Source organism: Mesorhizobium sp. WSM4844 (assembly GCF_055811775.1).
Window position 1 is genome coordinate 37461 of sequence record NZ_JBVVQB010000018.1, and the last position, 14116, is coordinate 51576.

Annotated in this window: 9 protein-coding genes and 1 tRNA gene; 6 read left to right on the forward strand and 4 right to left on the reverse strand. The window is 62.4% G+C overall.

From position 1 onward, the window contains the following. Positions 1–338: 338 nt before the first annotated feature. Both AC0L2A_RS16445 and cpdR read right to left on the reverse strand, forming a co-directional pair. A tRNA-Val gene (locus AC0L2A_RS16445) sits at positions 339–413 on the reverse strand. A gap of 119 nt (positions 414–532) precedes the next feature. Continuing rightward, positions 533–895 carry a cell cycle two-component system response regulator CpdR gene (cpdR, locus tag AC0L2A_RS16450; protein WP_006199474.1) on the reverse strand — a complete coding sequence of 121 codons (363 nt, stop codon included), beginning with the start codon at positions 893–895 and terminating at the stop codon, positions 533–535. Positions 896–1042: 147 nt separating this feature from the next. Here cpdR and AC0L2A_RS16455 point away from each other — a divergent pair, with 147 nt between their 5' ends. The 3 genes from AC0L2A_RS16455 to AC0L2A_RS16465 all read left to right on the forward strand — a co-directional run bounded on the left by AC0L2A_RS16455 (position 1043) and on the right by AC0L2A_RS16465 (position 3906). Continuing rightward, entirely contained in the window at positions 1043–1999 is a 957-nt protein-coding gene (locus AC0L2A_RS16455) for an N-formylglutamate amidohydrolase (RefSeq protein WP_473609656.1), read from the forward strand. Between the two features lie 468 nt (positions 2000–2467). Further along, positions 2468–3241: a histidinol-phosphatase gene (hisN, locus tag AC0L2A_RS16460; protein ID WP_473609657.1), complete on the forward strand. Its 774-nt coding sequence runs from the start codon at positions 2468–2470 to the stop codon at positions 3239–3241. Positions 3242–3363: 122 nt separating this feature from the next. After that, positions 3364–3906: a DUF1579 domain-containing protein gene (locus AC0L2A_RS16465; RefSeq protein ID WP_473609659.1), complete on the forward strand. Its 543-nt coding sequence runs from the start codon at positions 3364–3366 to the stop codon at positions 3904–3906. Between the two features lie 115 nt (positions 3907–4021). Here AC0L2A_RS16465 and AC0L2A_RS16470 read toward each other — a convergent pair whose 3' ends face one another. Further along, positions 4022–4996, reverse strand: a complete 975-nt coding sequence (locus AC0L2A_RS16470) for an alpha/beta fold hydrolase (RefSeq protein ID WP_473609660.1) — start codon at positions 4994–4996, stop codon at positions 4022–4024. A 565-nt stretch (positions 4997–5561) separates the two neighbouring features. On the opposite strand from AC0L2A_RS16470, the gene AC0L2A_RS16475 reads away from it, so the two are divergent. Next, entirely contained in the window at positions 5562–6026 is a 465-nt protein-coding gene (locus tag AC0L2A_RS16475) for an Hsp20 family protein (protein ID WP_473609661.1), read from the forward strand. 71 nt (positions 6027–6097) lie between these two features. Here AC0L2A_RS16475 and AC0L2A_RS16480 read toward each other — a convergent pair whose 3' ends face one another. Next, positions 6098–7150, reverse strand: coding sequence for a threonine aldolase family protein (locus AC0L2A_RS16480; RefSeq protein WP_473609663.1), 1053 nt, complete (start codon positions 7148–7150; stop codon positions 6098–6100). A 603-nt stretch (positions 7151–7753) separates the two neighbouring features. On the opposite strand from AC0L2A_RS16480, the gene gltB reads away from it, so the two are divergent. Then, on the forward strand, positions 7754–12502 hold the full coding sequence (gene gltB / locus AC0L2A_RS16485; protein ID WP_473609664.1) for a glutamate synthase large subunit: 4749 nt from the start codon (positions 7754–7756) through the stop codon (positions 12500–12502). A 144-nt stretch (positions 12503–12646) separates the two neighbouring features. Then, positions 12647–14101: a glutamate synthase subunit beta gene (locus AC0L2A_RS16490; RefSeq protein ID WP_023798073.1), complete on the forward strand. Its 1455-nt coding sequence runs from the start codon at positions 12647–12649 to the stop codon at positions 14099–14101. The last annotated feature ends 15 nt before the right edge of the window (positions 14102–14116 follow it).

A 14116-nucleotide genomic window follows, 5' to 3' on the forward strand; every position in this document is an offset into this window, starting at 1 on the left:
CAGCTGTTCAGGTTGCGTAAGACACTGGACACGTTCCGGTAGCGTCGAACGAGGTCCAGGGTGAACCGTCTGAGTTCTTTGCAGCTCGGCGCGAGTTCGTGCCGGTCAGCTTGCGTCTCCATGTGTCTCGCCCATTCCTTGGCGTTGGCCAACTTGTGGAATGAACAGGATACGGGCGGGGAATCCCTTCTGCGAATCTGAATCTGGTATTGTCCCGATGTTTGCGAATTGTAGCCATGACGGAACCATGCCGTGACCAGAGTGTGACCAGCAGCGAATTTCAAGCGGTCTTCAGGAGGTGCCGCGTTCCTGATTTTAAGGGGAGCCAGGGCTTAGGATGGTGGGCGTGACAGGGATTGAACCTGTGACCCCTGCAATGTCAATGCAGTGCTCTCCCGCTGAGCTACACGCCCATCCGAAGCCGCGCATACACCATTTTTGCCACGGCGCGTCAATAGCAGGAAAAGGGAAAGAAAAGCTTCGTCTTGCCGCACCGTCGAAGGCGCGCCGGAAGCCGACGGCGGAAAACGTGTCAGGCTGCCTGCAGCATCTTTTCGACCTCGTTGACGAGGTCACGCAGATGGAACGGCTTCGACAGCACCTTGGCGTCTTTCGGCGCCTTGGAATCCGGATTGAGCGCAACGGCGGCGAAGCCGGTGATGAACATGACCTTGAGGTCGGGATCGATCTCGGTGGCGCGTCTAGCGAGTTCTATGCCGTCCATCTCCGGCATGACGATGTCGGTCAAGAGCAGCGAGAAAGGCTCTTCGCGCAGCCGCTCATAGGCGCTGGCGCCATTGTCGAAATCGCTGACCTGGTAGCCGGCACGCTCCAGCGCCTTGACGAGGAACCGGCGCATGTCATCGTCGTCTTCCGCCAGTAGAATGCGTGCCATCTTATCCCGTCCGAATCACCCGCCCGAGACTGCCGTAGGGCAGCCCGTTAACCATCCTGTATATGAGGAGGTGAGGGTAAACATCAAGTGAACGATAAAGGCCCGATCCGGCTTTGACAAAGCGGTCTGGACGCCGAAACGCTGGACATGCGGCCGGGGAGGTGGCACCTTTCCAACCATGATGCATTGGTGTTTCCGGGTTCGTTCAAATTGAAAACGGCAGCCGAGGATTTTTCGGTCGTTCCCCCCTTCGAAATCCGGTCGGGCGCCGAACAGCGTGTTCCCTTCCTCTTCAACTCGCCGCATAGCGGCCGTCACTATCCGGACCGGTTCCTGGCCATGGCAAGGCTGGACCGAAACGCCATCCGCCGCTCCGAAGATTGCTATGTCGACGAATTGTTCGGTGGCGCCGTTGCGCTCGGCGCGCCGATGCTGGCGGCAAACTTCCCGCGCGCCTATCTCGACGTCAACCGGGAGCCGTGGGAACTCGATCCGCGCATGTTCGCCGAACCGGTGCCGTCGTTCTGCAACATCCGTTCGGCGCGCGTCGCCGGCGGGCTTGGCACCGTGCCCAAGCTGGTGGGAGAAGGGCTCGACATCTATGCCGGCCGCTTGCCGCTGGCGGAAGCCGTCGCGCGTATCGAGGCCGTCTACAAGCCTTATCACGAGACGCTGAAACGGCTTTTAACCAGGACCCATGCGCGGTTCGGCTTTGCCGTGCTGATCGATTGCCATTCGATGCCGGCGAGCATCAGGGTCGGCGACAGCGGTGTCAGGCCCGACTTCATCGTCGGCGACCGTTTCGGCATGTCCGCTGCGGCAGCGTTGACCGAGACGGCGATCGGCCTGCTCATCGGCATGGGCTATACCGTCGCCCATAACAAGCCCTACGCCGGAGGCTTCATCACCGAGCACTATGGCCGCCCCGTGCGCCATCTCCATGCGCTGCAGATCGAGGTCAATCGCGGGCTCTACATGGACGAGCGGACGTTCCAGAAATCCGCCGGCTTCGATGCGCTCGCCGACGATCTGGCGCAATTCTCGGCCGACCTGATGGCAATGCCCGACCACAATTTTATCGACCTGCCGCTTGCCGCCGAATGATTGCCGAAAAACGAAACGAGATCTTGCGCCGGATAAAGGCATCGGCGTGCGGGTCGGGACGCGCAATCGGCTGAGTGCCGCGCCGAAAAAAAGACCGCATCGTTTGCACGACACGGTCGAAGTCTAGGGAGGAAACGCCCAAGGAGGGCATGGACAGGAGAACCTGTCCGAGAACAAATCTATTGTGCGATGCACAAATGTCAAGCCGCCGAGCGGCGTTTTTAATTCACTATGATGTGGAAACTGCGTTTCGAGGGCGCCAGCGTTGCATTCGAGCAACAGTCGTCGATGCGCAAAAGTCCCGCACGCCCTTGTTTTGGCGGAAATCCACAGGCAGACGATGGTTCCAGCACGCTAAAGCGCCTCGCGTTTGACCGGACGACGCGCTTTAGGTTGTTGTTTTATGCATGTCGTTATCGCAAAACCGCTGCACACTTTTGCGCGACATGCATTACGCGGGAGAATCAGTTGGACATCAGCATCGATTTCATGCGGCGCATTGCGGATGCCGCCGCAGCCGAAACCTTGCCGCGCTTCCGCAGCCAGGGCGCAGTCGCCAACAAGGAGCAAGGCAGCTTCGACCCGGTCACCGAGGCCGACCGCGAGGCCGAGCGGGTCATCCGGGCGCTTATTTCAGCGGAATATCCCGATCACGGCATCCTCGGCGAGGAGCATGGCAGCGAGAACATGTCCAGCAGGCATGTCTGGGTGATCGATCCGATCGACGGCACCCGTGCCTTCATTTCCGGCCTGCCGGTGTGGGGAACCTTGGTCGGGCTGACGGTCGACGGCGATGCCGTCGCCGGCATGATGTCGCAGCCCTTCACCGGCGAGCTTTTCTACGCCAACGCGTCCGGCGCCCATTATGAAGGCCCGGGCGGACCGCGACGGCTGACCACACGCAAGACGACAAGCCTCGCCGAGGCGACGCTGTTCACCACCACGCCGGCACTGTTCAAGGGAGACGCGCGCCTGCGCTACGACCTGTTCGAGCGGCAGGTCCAACTCGCCCGCTACGGCACCGACTGCTATGCCTTCGCCATGGTCGCGGCGGGAAGCGTCGACATCGTCGCCGACCCCGGTCTGAAACCCTACGATGTCGTCGCGCTGATCCCGATCATCGAGAAGGCCGGCGGCGTCGTCACCACCTTCGAGGGCGGGCCGGCGGAAAGGGGCGGCGACATCCTGGCTGCGGCGACGCCGGAGCTTCATGCCGCCGCGATGGCGGCGTTGCGTGGCTGAACCGGCTGGGGCAGCTGGCCATTACGGACTGAAGTGCCCACGGCGACGATACCCCATGTTCCTGACGGCAGGGTGTCAGCAGCTCTCGGCTATGGAGACAATGTCACGGGAAAGGGAGCCTCATGCCGACGCAGTCAACGACCAGCCGTTCCGAAGATGCTCCAGCAGAAAATGCGCCGGCAGAAAATGCCCTGGGAGATGGGCGGGCCGATTTCGATTTCTTCTTCGGACGCTGGAACGTCAACCATCGAAGGTTGCAGGAGCGCCTGCAAGGCGACACGAACTGGGACGTGTTTGGCGGGACATGCGAGGCGCGCCCGATCCTTGGCGGGCTCGGCAATGTCGATGACAATGTGATTGAATTGCCCGGCGGCGCCTATCGCGCCGCCACGCTGCGGACCTTCGATCCGGCGACGAGACAATGGTCGATCTGGTGGATCGACGGCCGCAACCCGGCGACCATCGATATTCCGATGCGCGGCGCCTTCGAAGCAGGCGTCGGCACATTCCTGTGTGAAGACGTTTTTGACGGACGCGATATCCAGGTTCGCTTCCTGTGGTCGCGGATCACTGAAAAATCGGCGCGCTGGGAGCAGGCTTTTTCAGCGGATGGCGGCAAGGCCTGGGAGACCAATTGGATCATGGATTTCGCCCGGCAAGTGTAGGCCGACGATCGACCTGGAAAGCATTTTTTCAAGCCAAGTCATTCTTTCAAGCCAAGTCATGGATTTCAATGATTTGGAGCGGTCTTTTGCGCGTCCGGAGGAGCACGGCACTCAATCAGGCGTTGTCGTCGCTTCCCGGGATGAAGGCATCGAAGGCGGCAAAGAACTGCTCGCGATAGAAGTCGGTCTCCTGCAATATTTCATGGCGCGCACCATCGATCACCAGCAGCGAACCGAGACGCAGGCGTCTGGTGTAGGTTTCCACCGCTTTCGTCGAGACGACCTGGTCGGCGCCGGCGGCGACCACCAGCAAGGGAACCCGGATCCTGGCCATGAAGTCGGGATCGCTGATGACCTCGGAGGCCTGCGCCGCCGCTTTCAGCCAGCGGATCGTCGGGCCGCCGAGCGCCAGCTGCGGGTAGGTTTCGTAGAGCAGCGTGTTGCGCCGATACCGCTCGGGATCCGATGTCACCTTGTTGACGGCAAAGGGTATGGTTTTTCTGGGCCGCGGACCCCAGGCGGCGTAAAGCTTGCCAAGGCCCAGCAGACAGAACAGCGAGCAGAGGCGGCGAACGGTGGTTGTCGAGACCGGCAGGTCGGGCACCGCCAGGAAGGGCGCGATCAGCACCATGCGCCGCACGCGGTTCACCATCGACGGCCCGGCAAGCAGCGTGATCACCGCCCCGGCCGAATGGGCCAGTATGTAATACGGCCCCCGGCAGTCGGGCAGCACGATCTCCTCGAAGAACTGTTCCAGATCGCCGGTGTAGTCGAAGAAACTGCGGACATAGCCACGCTCGCGATCGCTGATCAGCCGGTCGGAACCGCCCTGGCCGCGCCAGTCAAAGGTGGCGACGCCAAAGCCGCGGTCGGCGAGGTTGCGGATGGTCTCGAAATACTTTTCGATGCACTCGTTGCGGCCGGTCAAGACGACCACGGTGCCCTTCATCGGGCGGGCAACGGCGGCAAAGAGGCCATAGCGGATTTTCTTGCCGTCGCGCGTGGTGAAGAAACCACCGGCCGCATTTTCCGGTAGCGGATTGCCCGGAATTTCGTGGAAGAGGGAAGTTTTGTCGAGGAGATCCGTCATTCGGCGCCGCGTTTCAAGTGTCGCTGCCTGGATGGCGCAAGCTTTGGTAGGCATAGACGCCCCATGCAGCAAAAGCAAAGGGCAGCAAAAGCAAAGGAATTCCGGACGCGTTGGAAGGCTGAACGAGCCAGCCGGCGAGTGAGGCCGAAAGCAGCTTGCGGCGTGCTTCCGGCCCCCCGTCGATCCGGGAGGAAGGGACGTTACACCCGGTCGGCCCCGTTGCGGCATCTCGCGCATAACCGCGAAAACCGCAGCCGATTTCGCCGTGAATCATGCGCAATCAAAGTGTTACAGCTTCCTTTTGCATGTCCGGGAGGACGCGCGACGCTGTAACTGCCGCCTGTTCCTTGATCCTGGAAGCAAATTAGCGCGACTTAGCTGAACGTCCGCCGAAGCCGCGGTTCATCTGCCGTTCATCGAGGCGGCAGAATCTTGAAATGCCTTCTCGTTCTCCCCAAATGTTTGCTGCGGCCGCCAATGTCGGGGCCGCTGGCCTATCCGGAACGCCGTCACGGGTTTCGCACCGGCCATACGCAAACCTTGTTGCTCAACAGGAGAACACACTATGCGTCACGTTGATTTTTCCCCGCTCTATCGTTCGACCGTCGGTTTCGACCGGCTGTTCACCATGCTCGATTCGCTTGCGCAGCCCGAAGGTGCGCAGACCTATCCGCCCTACAACATCGAGCGCACCGGTGAGGATTCCTATCGCATCTCGATGGCGGTCGCCGGCTTCTCGGACGATGAGCTCTCGATCGAGGCTCACCGCAACGTTCTGACTGTCAAGGGTGAGCGCAAGGAGGCTAATGGCGAAGGCTCCGAACTGCTCTATCGCGGTATCGCCAGCAGGGCCTTTGAGCGCCGCTTCCAGCTTGCCGACCATGTTGATGTCGTCGGCGCCTCGCTGAAGAACGGCCTGCTCTTCGTCGACCTCAAGCGCAATATTCCCGAGGAACTGAAGCCGCGCAAGATCGCGATCACCGCGTCTTCGGCGAAGGCCAAGCAGATCGAGGCCAAGACCACCGCGTAAGCTGCGTCACAAAGACGACCTAAGGGACGAAGGGCGGCGCCTGCGCCGCCCTTTTTTTTGGATAGGTGCCGCTATCCAGCAATTAGCTCGCCAAAGCGGTCGACCTCTTCTTCCGTGGTCGCAAAGCTGGTGACGAAACGATAGAGCGCTTCGTCCTCGCCGATATGGCCGTCAAAGTCGTGCGGCTTGTGCCAGTCGTAGAAGGCGGCACCGGCCAAATGCACCCGTTCAGCCTTGGCCTTTTTCATCACCGCGAACACTTCGTTGGCTTGCGGCAGCCAGGCCAGACGCGCCGACGCGGAATCCTCGATCAGTGCTGCGAGGCGTGCTGCCATGGCGTTGGCATGCCGGGCCGTGTCGAGCCACAGGTCGTCCTTGAAATAGGCTTCGAACTGCGCTGCGATGAAGCGCGATTTCGAGAACAATTGCGCCGCGCGCTTGCGCAGGAAGGCCAGTTCCCTGGCGCGGTCGAGGTCGAACAGCACGATAGCCTCGGCGCACCAGCAGCCGTTCTTGGTGCCGCCGAAAGAGAGGATGTCGACGCCGCCCTTCCAGGTCATCTGCGCCGGTGTTGTTTCGAGCGCGACCAGCGCATTGGCGAAGCGGGCGCCATCCATGTGCAGCGGCAGTTTGTGATGCTTGGCGATCGCCGAAATCCTGGCAATTTCGTTCAGTGTGTAGATGGTGCCGACCTCGGTCGACTGGGTGATCGACACCGCCATCGGGCGCCCGGAATGGACGATTTCAGCCGCGAACCGGTCGACCGCCCTGTCCAGCTTATTCGGATCGATCTTGCCCAGCGCGCCGTCGACGGGATGGAGCCGTGAGCCGCCGGTAAAGTATTCCGGGGCGCCGCATTCATCCTCGATGACATGCGACTCTCGATGGCAGAAGGAAATGCCGCCCGATTTGTTGTAGGCGGTCAGCGACAGGGAATTGGCGGCGGTGCCGGTGGCCACGAAAAACACCGCGACCTCGCGCCCGAAGATTTCGTTGAAGCGCTGGTATGCGGCGTCGTCGAGGGCGCCGTCGCCATAGGCGGCGGAAAAGCCGCCGGCACGGGCCGACAGGCCCGCGGCGATGCTGGGATGGGCGCCTGCCCAATTGTCGGAAGCGAAATTCATGCGTTTGCCTGTGCTGGGAAAATCAAGGCGACCTTGGCCGCTTTCGCATGCCGCTCGCAAGTGCCAAGCGCCGGAAAAGCGGTAAAGCCAGCGAGAGGCCGGGGACCTAAAGCGCGTCGCGTTCGGCCGGCCTCATGCGACGCGCTTTAGGTTTTTGTTTTCATGCATGTCGTTATCGCAAGTCGTTATCGCAAAACCGCTGCACACTTTTGCGCGGCATGCATTAAGGCGGACGACTGAAGGTTGCGTTTTGACGGGGTGGCGCGTAATTTTCTGTCTCTGGATGCCCACAATTGTTGTGAATCGGTCTTGTGCGCATCCGCAATTTCTGTCATAAAAATTTAGGACAGTAGTGCTGTCTTATTTTGTCGCACAAAACAGGCTGGATTGGCGTATCATTGGGCCTCTCCGGCCGTTGCCGCGAGCGACAGGTAGACAGCCCGGCTCTGGCCTGTACGATTGCCGGATGCGAACCAGGCCGCCTGGTTCGGCAAGGACTTCGCAAGACGGGATTTCGCAAGACGTGCCGCAAGGATGAGAGGGAAGCTCATGCGCTTCCCAACGGAAACCAGCGCCCGAAGGGCTGGCATGGAGGACAGGACGATGACGGAAGTGACGCCATCTGCGACGAACGGCCCGGCCGCGCAGACGAAAGCGCCAGCCGTCAAAAATCCGTCCATCGCCACTGGCCTGACCAGGATCGGGCGGACCCCTACCGGGTTCGCCGCCCACGGCCTTTACGATCCGCGCAACGAGCACGATGCCTGCGGCGTCGGCTTCATCGTCAATATGAAGGGCGTGAAGTCGCATCAGATCGTCACGGACGGCCTGGCGGTGCTCGAAAATCTGACGCATCGCGGCGCCGTTGGCGCCGACCCGCTGATGGGCGACGGCGCCGGCGTTCTGGTGCAGCTTCCCGACCGCTTCTTCCGCGAGGAGATGGCCAGCCAGGGCGTCGAACTGCCCAAGCCCGGCCATTACGCCGTCGGCCATGTGTTCATGCCGCGCGATCCTGAGCTTCAGGCGCATATCGAAGGCATCATCGCCGAAGTCGCGCAGCTCGAAGGCCAGCCGCTGCTCGGCTTTCGCGACGTGCCGGTCGACAATTCATCGCTGTCAAAGGCGCCTGATATCGCTGCTTCCGAACCGGTCCAGCGGCAGGTATTTCTGGGTCGCGGCGCCGAGATCGAGAGCGACGACGATTACGAACGGCGGCTCTACATCCTGCGCAAGGTCATTTCCGGTCGTATCCATGAAGAGACCAAGGGCGTCGACAATGGCTTCTACGTCGTGTCGATGTCATCGCGGACCATCGTCTACAAGGGCATGTTCCTGGCCTATCAGGTCGGCGCCTATTACAAGGATCTGACCGATCCGCGTTTCGAGACGGCGCTGATCCTCGTCCACCAGCGTTTCTCGACCAACACCTTCCCGTCGTGGAAGCTGGCGCATCCCTATCGCATGGTCGCCCACAATGGCGAGATCAACACGCTGCGCGGCAACGTCAACTGGATGGCGGCGCGGCAGGCCTCGGTCGATTCCGAACTGTTCGGCAACGACATCTCCAAGCTGTGGCCGATCTCCTATGAGGGGCAGTCGGACACCGCCTGTTTCGACAATGCGCTCGAATTCCTGACGCAGGGCGGCTACTCGCTCGCTCACGCAATGATGATGCTGATCCCTGAGGCCTGGGCCGGCAACAAGCTGATGGATCAAGATCGCAAGGCCTTTTATGAATACCACGCCGCCCTGATGGAGCCGTGGGACGGGCCGGCGGCGGTGGCCTTCACCGACGGCCGCCAGATCGGCGCCACGCTCGACCGCAACGGGCTGCGCCCGGCGCGCTACATCGTTACTGACGACGATCGCGTCATCATGGCCTCGGAAGCCGGCGTGCTGCCGGTGCCGGAGGAAAGAATCGTCAAGAAGTGGCGGCTGCAGCCCGGCCGCATGCTGCTGATCGACCTGGAGAAGGGCCGCATCGTTTCCGACGAGGAGATCAAGTCGGAGATCGCGACCAGGCATCCCTACAAGAGCTGGCTCGCCAACACCCAGCTCATCCTCGAAGACCTGAAGCCGGTCGAGCCGCGGGCGCTGCGCAGGGACGTCAGCCTGCTCGATCGTCAGCAGGCGTTCGGCTTTACCCAGGAAGACACCAAGCTGCTGATGTCGCCGATGGCGACCACCGGCCAGGAAGCGGTCGGCTCGATGGGCACCGACACGCCGATTTCGGCGATGTCGGACAGATCGAAGCTGCTCTACACCTATTTCAAGCAGAACTTCGCCCAGGTCACCAACCCGCCGATCGACCCGATCCGCGAGGAACTGGTGATGAGCCTGGTGTCGTTCATCGGGCCGAGGCCTAACATCTTCGACCTCGTCGGCAATTCGCGTCGCAAGCGGCTCGAAGTGCGCCAGCCGATCCTGACCAATGGCGATCTTGAGAAGATCCGCTCCATCGGTCATACCGAGGACCGTTTCGACACCAAGACGATCGACATCACCTATGCTTCGAACGAAGGCGCGGCCGGCATGCAGGGCGCCATCGACCGGCTGTGCGAGCGCGCCGAGGCGGCGGTCGCCGGCGGCTACAACATCATCATCCTGTCCGACCGTCAGCTCGGGCCGGACCGCATCGCCATCCCGGCATTGCTGGCGACGGCGGCGGTCCACCATCATTTGATCCGCAAGGGATTGCGCACGTCGGTGGGGCTGGTGGTCGAGTCCGGCGAACCGCGCGAGGTGCATCATTTCTGCTGCCTTGCGGGCTATGGCGCCGAGGCGATCAATCCCTATCTCGCCTTCGACACGCTGCTCGACATGCACAAGCGCGGCGAGCTGCCGGCCGAAGTCGACGCCAATGAGGTCGTCTCCCGCTACATCAAGTCAATCGGCAAGGGCATTCTCAAGGTGATGTCGAAGATGGGCATCTCGACCTACCAGTCCTATTGCGGCGCGCAGATCTTCGACGCCATCGGGCTGAAGACCGATTTCGTGCAAAAATATTTCACCGGCACCGCGACGCTGATCGAAGGCGTCGGGCTGGAAGAGATCGCGGCCGAGACGGTCAGCCGCCACGCCGACGGCTTCGGCAACGACCCGGTGCTGCGCAACAGCCTCGAGGTCGGCGGCGAATACATGTTCCGCATGCGCGGCGAAGCGCATATCTGGTCGCCCGATGCGGTGGCCACCCTGCAGCACGCCGTGCGCCAGGGATCATGGCAGACGTTCAAGGACTATTCCGCTCAGATCGACAGCGAGACGGCGCGGGCGCAGAGCATTCGCGGCCTGTTCAAGATCAGGCTGGCCGAAGAAACCGGGCGCAAGAAGGTCGCGCTCGACGAGGTCATGTCGGCTGCCGATATCGTCAAGCGGTTCTCGACCGGTGCGATGTCCTTCGGCTCGATCTCCAGGGAAGCGCACACCACGCTGGCGCGCGCCATGAACACGATCGGCGGCAAGTCGAACACCGGCGAGGGCGGCGAAGAGGCCGACCGTTACCTGCCGCTGCCGGACGGCGGCAAGAACCCCGAGCGTTCGGCGATCAAGCAGGTCGCTTCCGGGCGTTTCGGCGTGACGGCGGAGTATCTGGTGAACTCCGATGTGATGCAGATCAAGGTGGCGCAAGGCGCGAAGCCTGGCGAGGGCGGTCAGCTGCCCGGTCACAAGGTCGATGCCACCATTGCCAAGGTCAGGCATTCGACGCCCGGCGTCGGCCTGATCTCGCCGCCGCCGCATCACGACATCTACTCGATCGAGGATCTGGCGCAGCTCATCTACGACCTCAAGAACGTCAATCCGGCGGCTGATGTCTCGGTCAAGCTGGTTTCGGAAGTCGGTGTCGGCACGGTTGCGGCCGGCGTCGCCAAGGCGCGCGCCGATCACATCACCATTTCCGGCTATGACGGCGGTACCGGCGCATCGCCGCTGACCTCGCTCAAGCACGCCGGCAGCCCGTGGGAAATGGGCCTTGCCGAGACGCACCAGACGCTGGTGCTCAACGGCCTCAGGTCGCGCGTCGCGCTGCAGGTCGATGGCGGCCTGCGCACCGGCCGCGACGTCGTCATCGGCGCGCTGCTTGGCGCCGACGAATTCGGCTTCTCGACCGCGCCGCTGATCGCGGCCGGCTGCATCATGATGCGCAAGTGCCATCTCAACACCTGCCCGGTCGGCGTCGCGACGCAGGATCCGGTGTTGCGCAAGCGCTTCAAGGGCACGCCGGAACATGTCATCAACTTCTTCTTCTATGTGGCGGAAGAGGTGCGGGCGCTGCTCGCCGAGATGGGCTACACCCATCTCGACCAGATCATCGGCGACACCGAACTCCTGGAGAAGCGGGTGCTAATCCAGCACTGGAAGGCGCGCGGGCTTGATTTCAGCAAGATGTTCTTCAAGCCGGATGCCCCGCATGAGGCGGTGCACTGGACCGAGCGGCAGAAGCATCCGATCGACGACGTGCTCGACCGCAAGCTGATCGAGTTGGCCAAGCCGGCGCTGGACGCCAGGCAGCCGGTCAGCATCGAGCTGCCGATCCGCAATGTCGACCGTTCGACCGGTGCCATGTTGTCGGGCGAAGTGGCAAAGCGCTTCAAGCACAAGGGCCTGCGCGAGGACACGATCTCGGTAAAACTCACCGGAACCGCCGGCCAGTCCTTCGGCGCCTTCCTGGCGCGTGGGGTTTCGTTCGAGCTGGTCGGTGCGGCCAATGACTACGTCGGCAAGGGCCTGTCGGGCGGCCGCATCGTCATCCGCCCGCCGGAGAACACGAAGATCGTCGCCGCCGAGTCGATCATCGTCGGCAACACGGTGCTCTACGGTGCGACCGAGGGCGAGGCCTATTTCTGCGGCGTCGCCGGCGAGCGTTTTGCGGTTCGCAATTCGGGCGTGGCCGCCGTCGTCGAAGGTGTTGGCGACCATGGCTGCGAATACATGACTGGCGGCATTGTCGTCGTCATCGGGCAGACCGGCCGCAACTTTGCCGCCGGCATGTCGGGCGGCGTCGCCTATGTGCTCGATGAGGTGGGTGATTTCGCCGAGCGCTGCAACATGGCGATGGTCGAACTGGAACCCGTTCCCGAAGAAGACGACCTGATGGAGAAACTGCTCCATCATGGCGGCGATCTCGACCACAAAGGCCGCGTCGACGTGTCCGGCGACATGACCAGCCATGATGAGGAGCGGCTCTATCAGCTGATCTCGAACCACGTCCATTACACGGGTTCGGTGCGTGGCCGCGAAATCCTCGACAACTGGGCGACTTTCCGGCCGAAATTCCGGAAGATCATGCCGGTCGAATACCGCCGTGCGCTGATCGAAATGGAACGCATGCGCATGGGCGTTGCGGCGGAATAGGCTTTGGGAGTTGCCGGGAAGCCAAGCTTCCCGGGCGACGCCTTCATCAACAATCCTGGCCTCGGACTGAAGGTTGCCATGGCTGCCTTATGAGGTTAACGGGTGCGTCGTCGAGCGCGCCATCTGGACAGCAGGGACTGGACTATGGGCAAGGTAACAGGGTTTCTCGAGATCGACCGGCAGGTGCACAAGTACCAGCCGGCTTCCGACCGCATCCGGCATTTTCGCGAGTTCACGCTGCCGATGTCGGACAAGGAGGTCGAGAAACAGGCCGCGCGCTGCATGGATTGCGGCATTCCGTACTGTCACGGGCCGACCGGCTGCCCGGTCCACAACCAGATCCCGGACTGGAACGACCTCGTCTACAATGGCGACTGGGACAATGCGATCCGCAACCTGCATTCGACCAATAATTTCCCGGAATTCACCGGCCGCATCTGTCCGGCACCTTGCGAGGAAGCCTGCACGCTGAACCTCGAGGACATTCCGGTCGCCATCAAGACGATCGAGCAGGCGATCGCCGACAAGGCATATGAAACCGGTCATATCCGGCCCTATCCGCCGGAAAGGAAGACCGGCAGGCGCGTCGCAATCATTGGCTCGGGGCCGGCCGGCATGGCGGCCGCCCAGCAGCTTGGCCGCGCCGGCCACGACGTTCACGTCTACGAGCGCGAGAGCCGGCCGGGCGGGCTGATGCGCTACGGCATCCCCGACTTCAAGATCGAGAAGCACTACATCGACCGGCGCATCGAGCAGATGCAAGGCGAGGGCGTGAGTTTTCATTGCGGGATCAATGTCGGCGTCGACAAGCCGGTGGCGGAGCTGCTCGCCGAATATGATGCGGTGCTCTATTGCGGCGGTTCGGAAACGCCGCGCCCGGCCAACATTCCCGGCGACGATCTCGACGGCGTGCATGACGCGATGCCTTACCTGGTGCAGCAGAACAAGCGCATCGGTGGCGAGCCGATCCAGTCGGTGGCGTGGCCGTCGCCGCCGATCGTCGCCGGCGGCCAGCATGTCGTCGTCGTCGGCGGCGGCGACACCGCGTCCGACTGCGTCGGCACCGCCTTCCGCCAGGGCGCCGTGCGCGTCACCCAGCTCGACATCCGGCCGCAGCCGCCGGAAAAGGAAGACAAGCTTTCGGTCTGGCCCTACTGGGCGACGAAGATGCGCACCTCGTCCTCGCAGGCGGAAGGGGCCGAGCGCGAGTTCCAGGTGGCGACGCTCGAATTCATCGGCGAGGACGGCGCGTTGACCGGCGTCAAATGCTGCGAGGTCGATGAAAAGCGCAAGCCGATCGCCGGCACGGAATTCGTCATCCGCGCGGATCTCGCCTTCATCGCTATCGGCTTTGCCGGGCCGGCCGCCGTCGGGCCGGTGTCGGAACTGGCTGGCCAGATGAAGATCGCCATCGACAGCCGCCGCTCGAACAACGTCGAGGCCAATGATCGCGACTATAAGACCAGCGTCGAAAAGCTCTATGCGGCGGGCGATGTGCGCCGCGGTCAATCGCTGGTCGTCTGGGCGATCCGCGAGGGCCGTCAGGCAGCGCGTTCGATCGACGAGGCGCTGATGGGATCGAGCGTGCTGCCGCGCTGAGACCGTTTGAGGCTT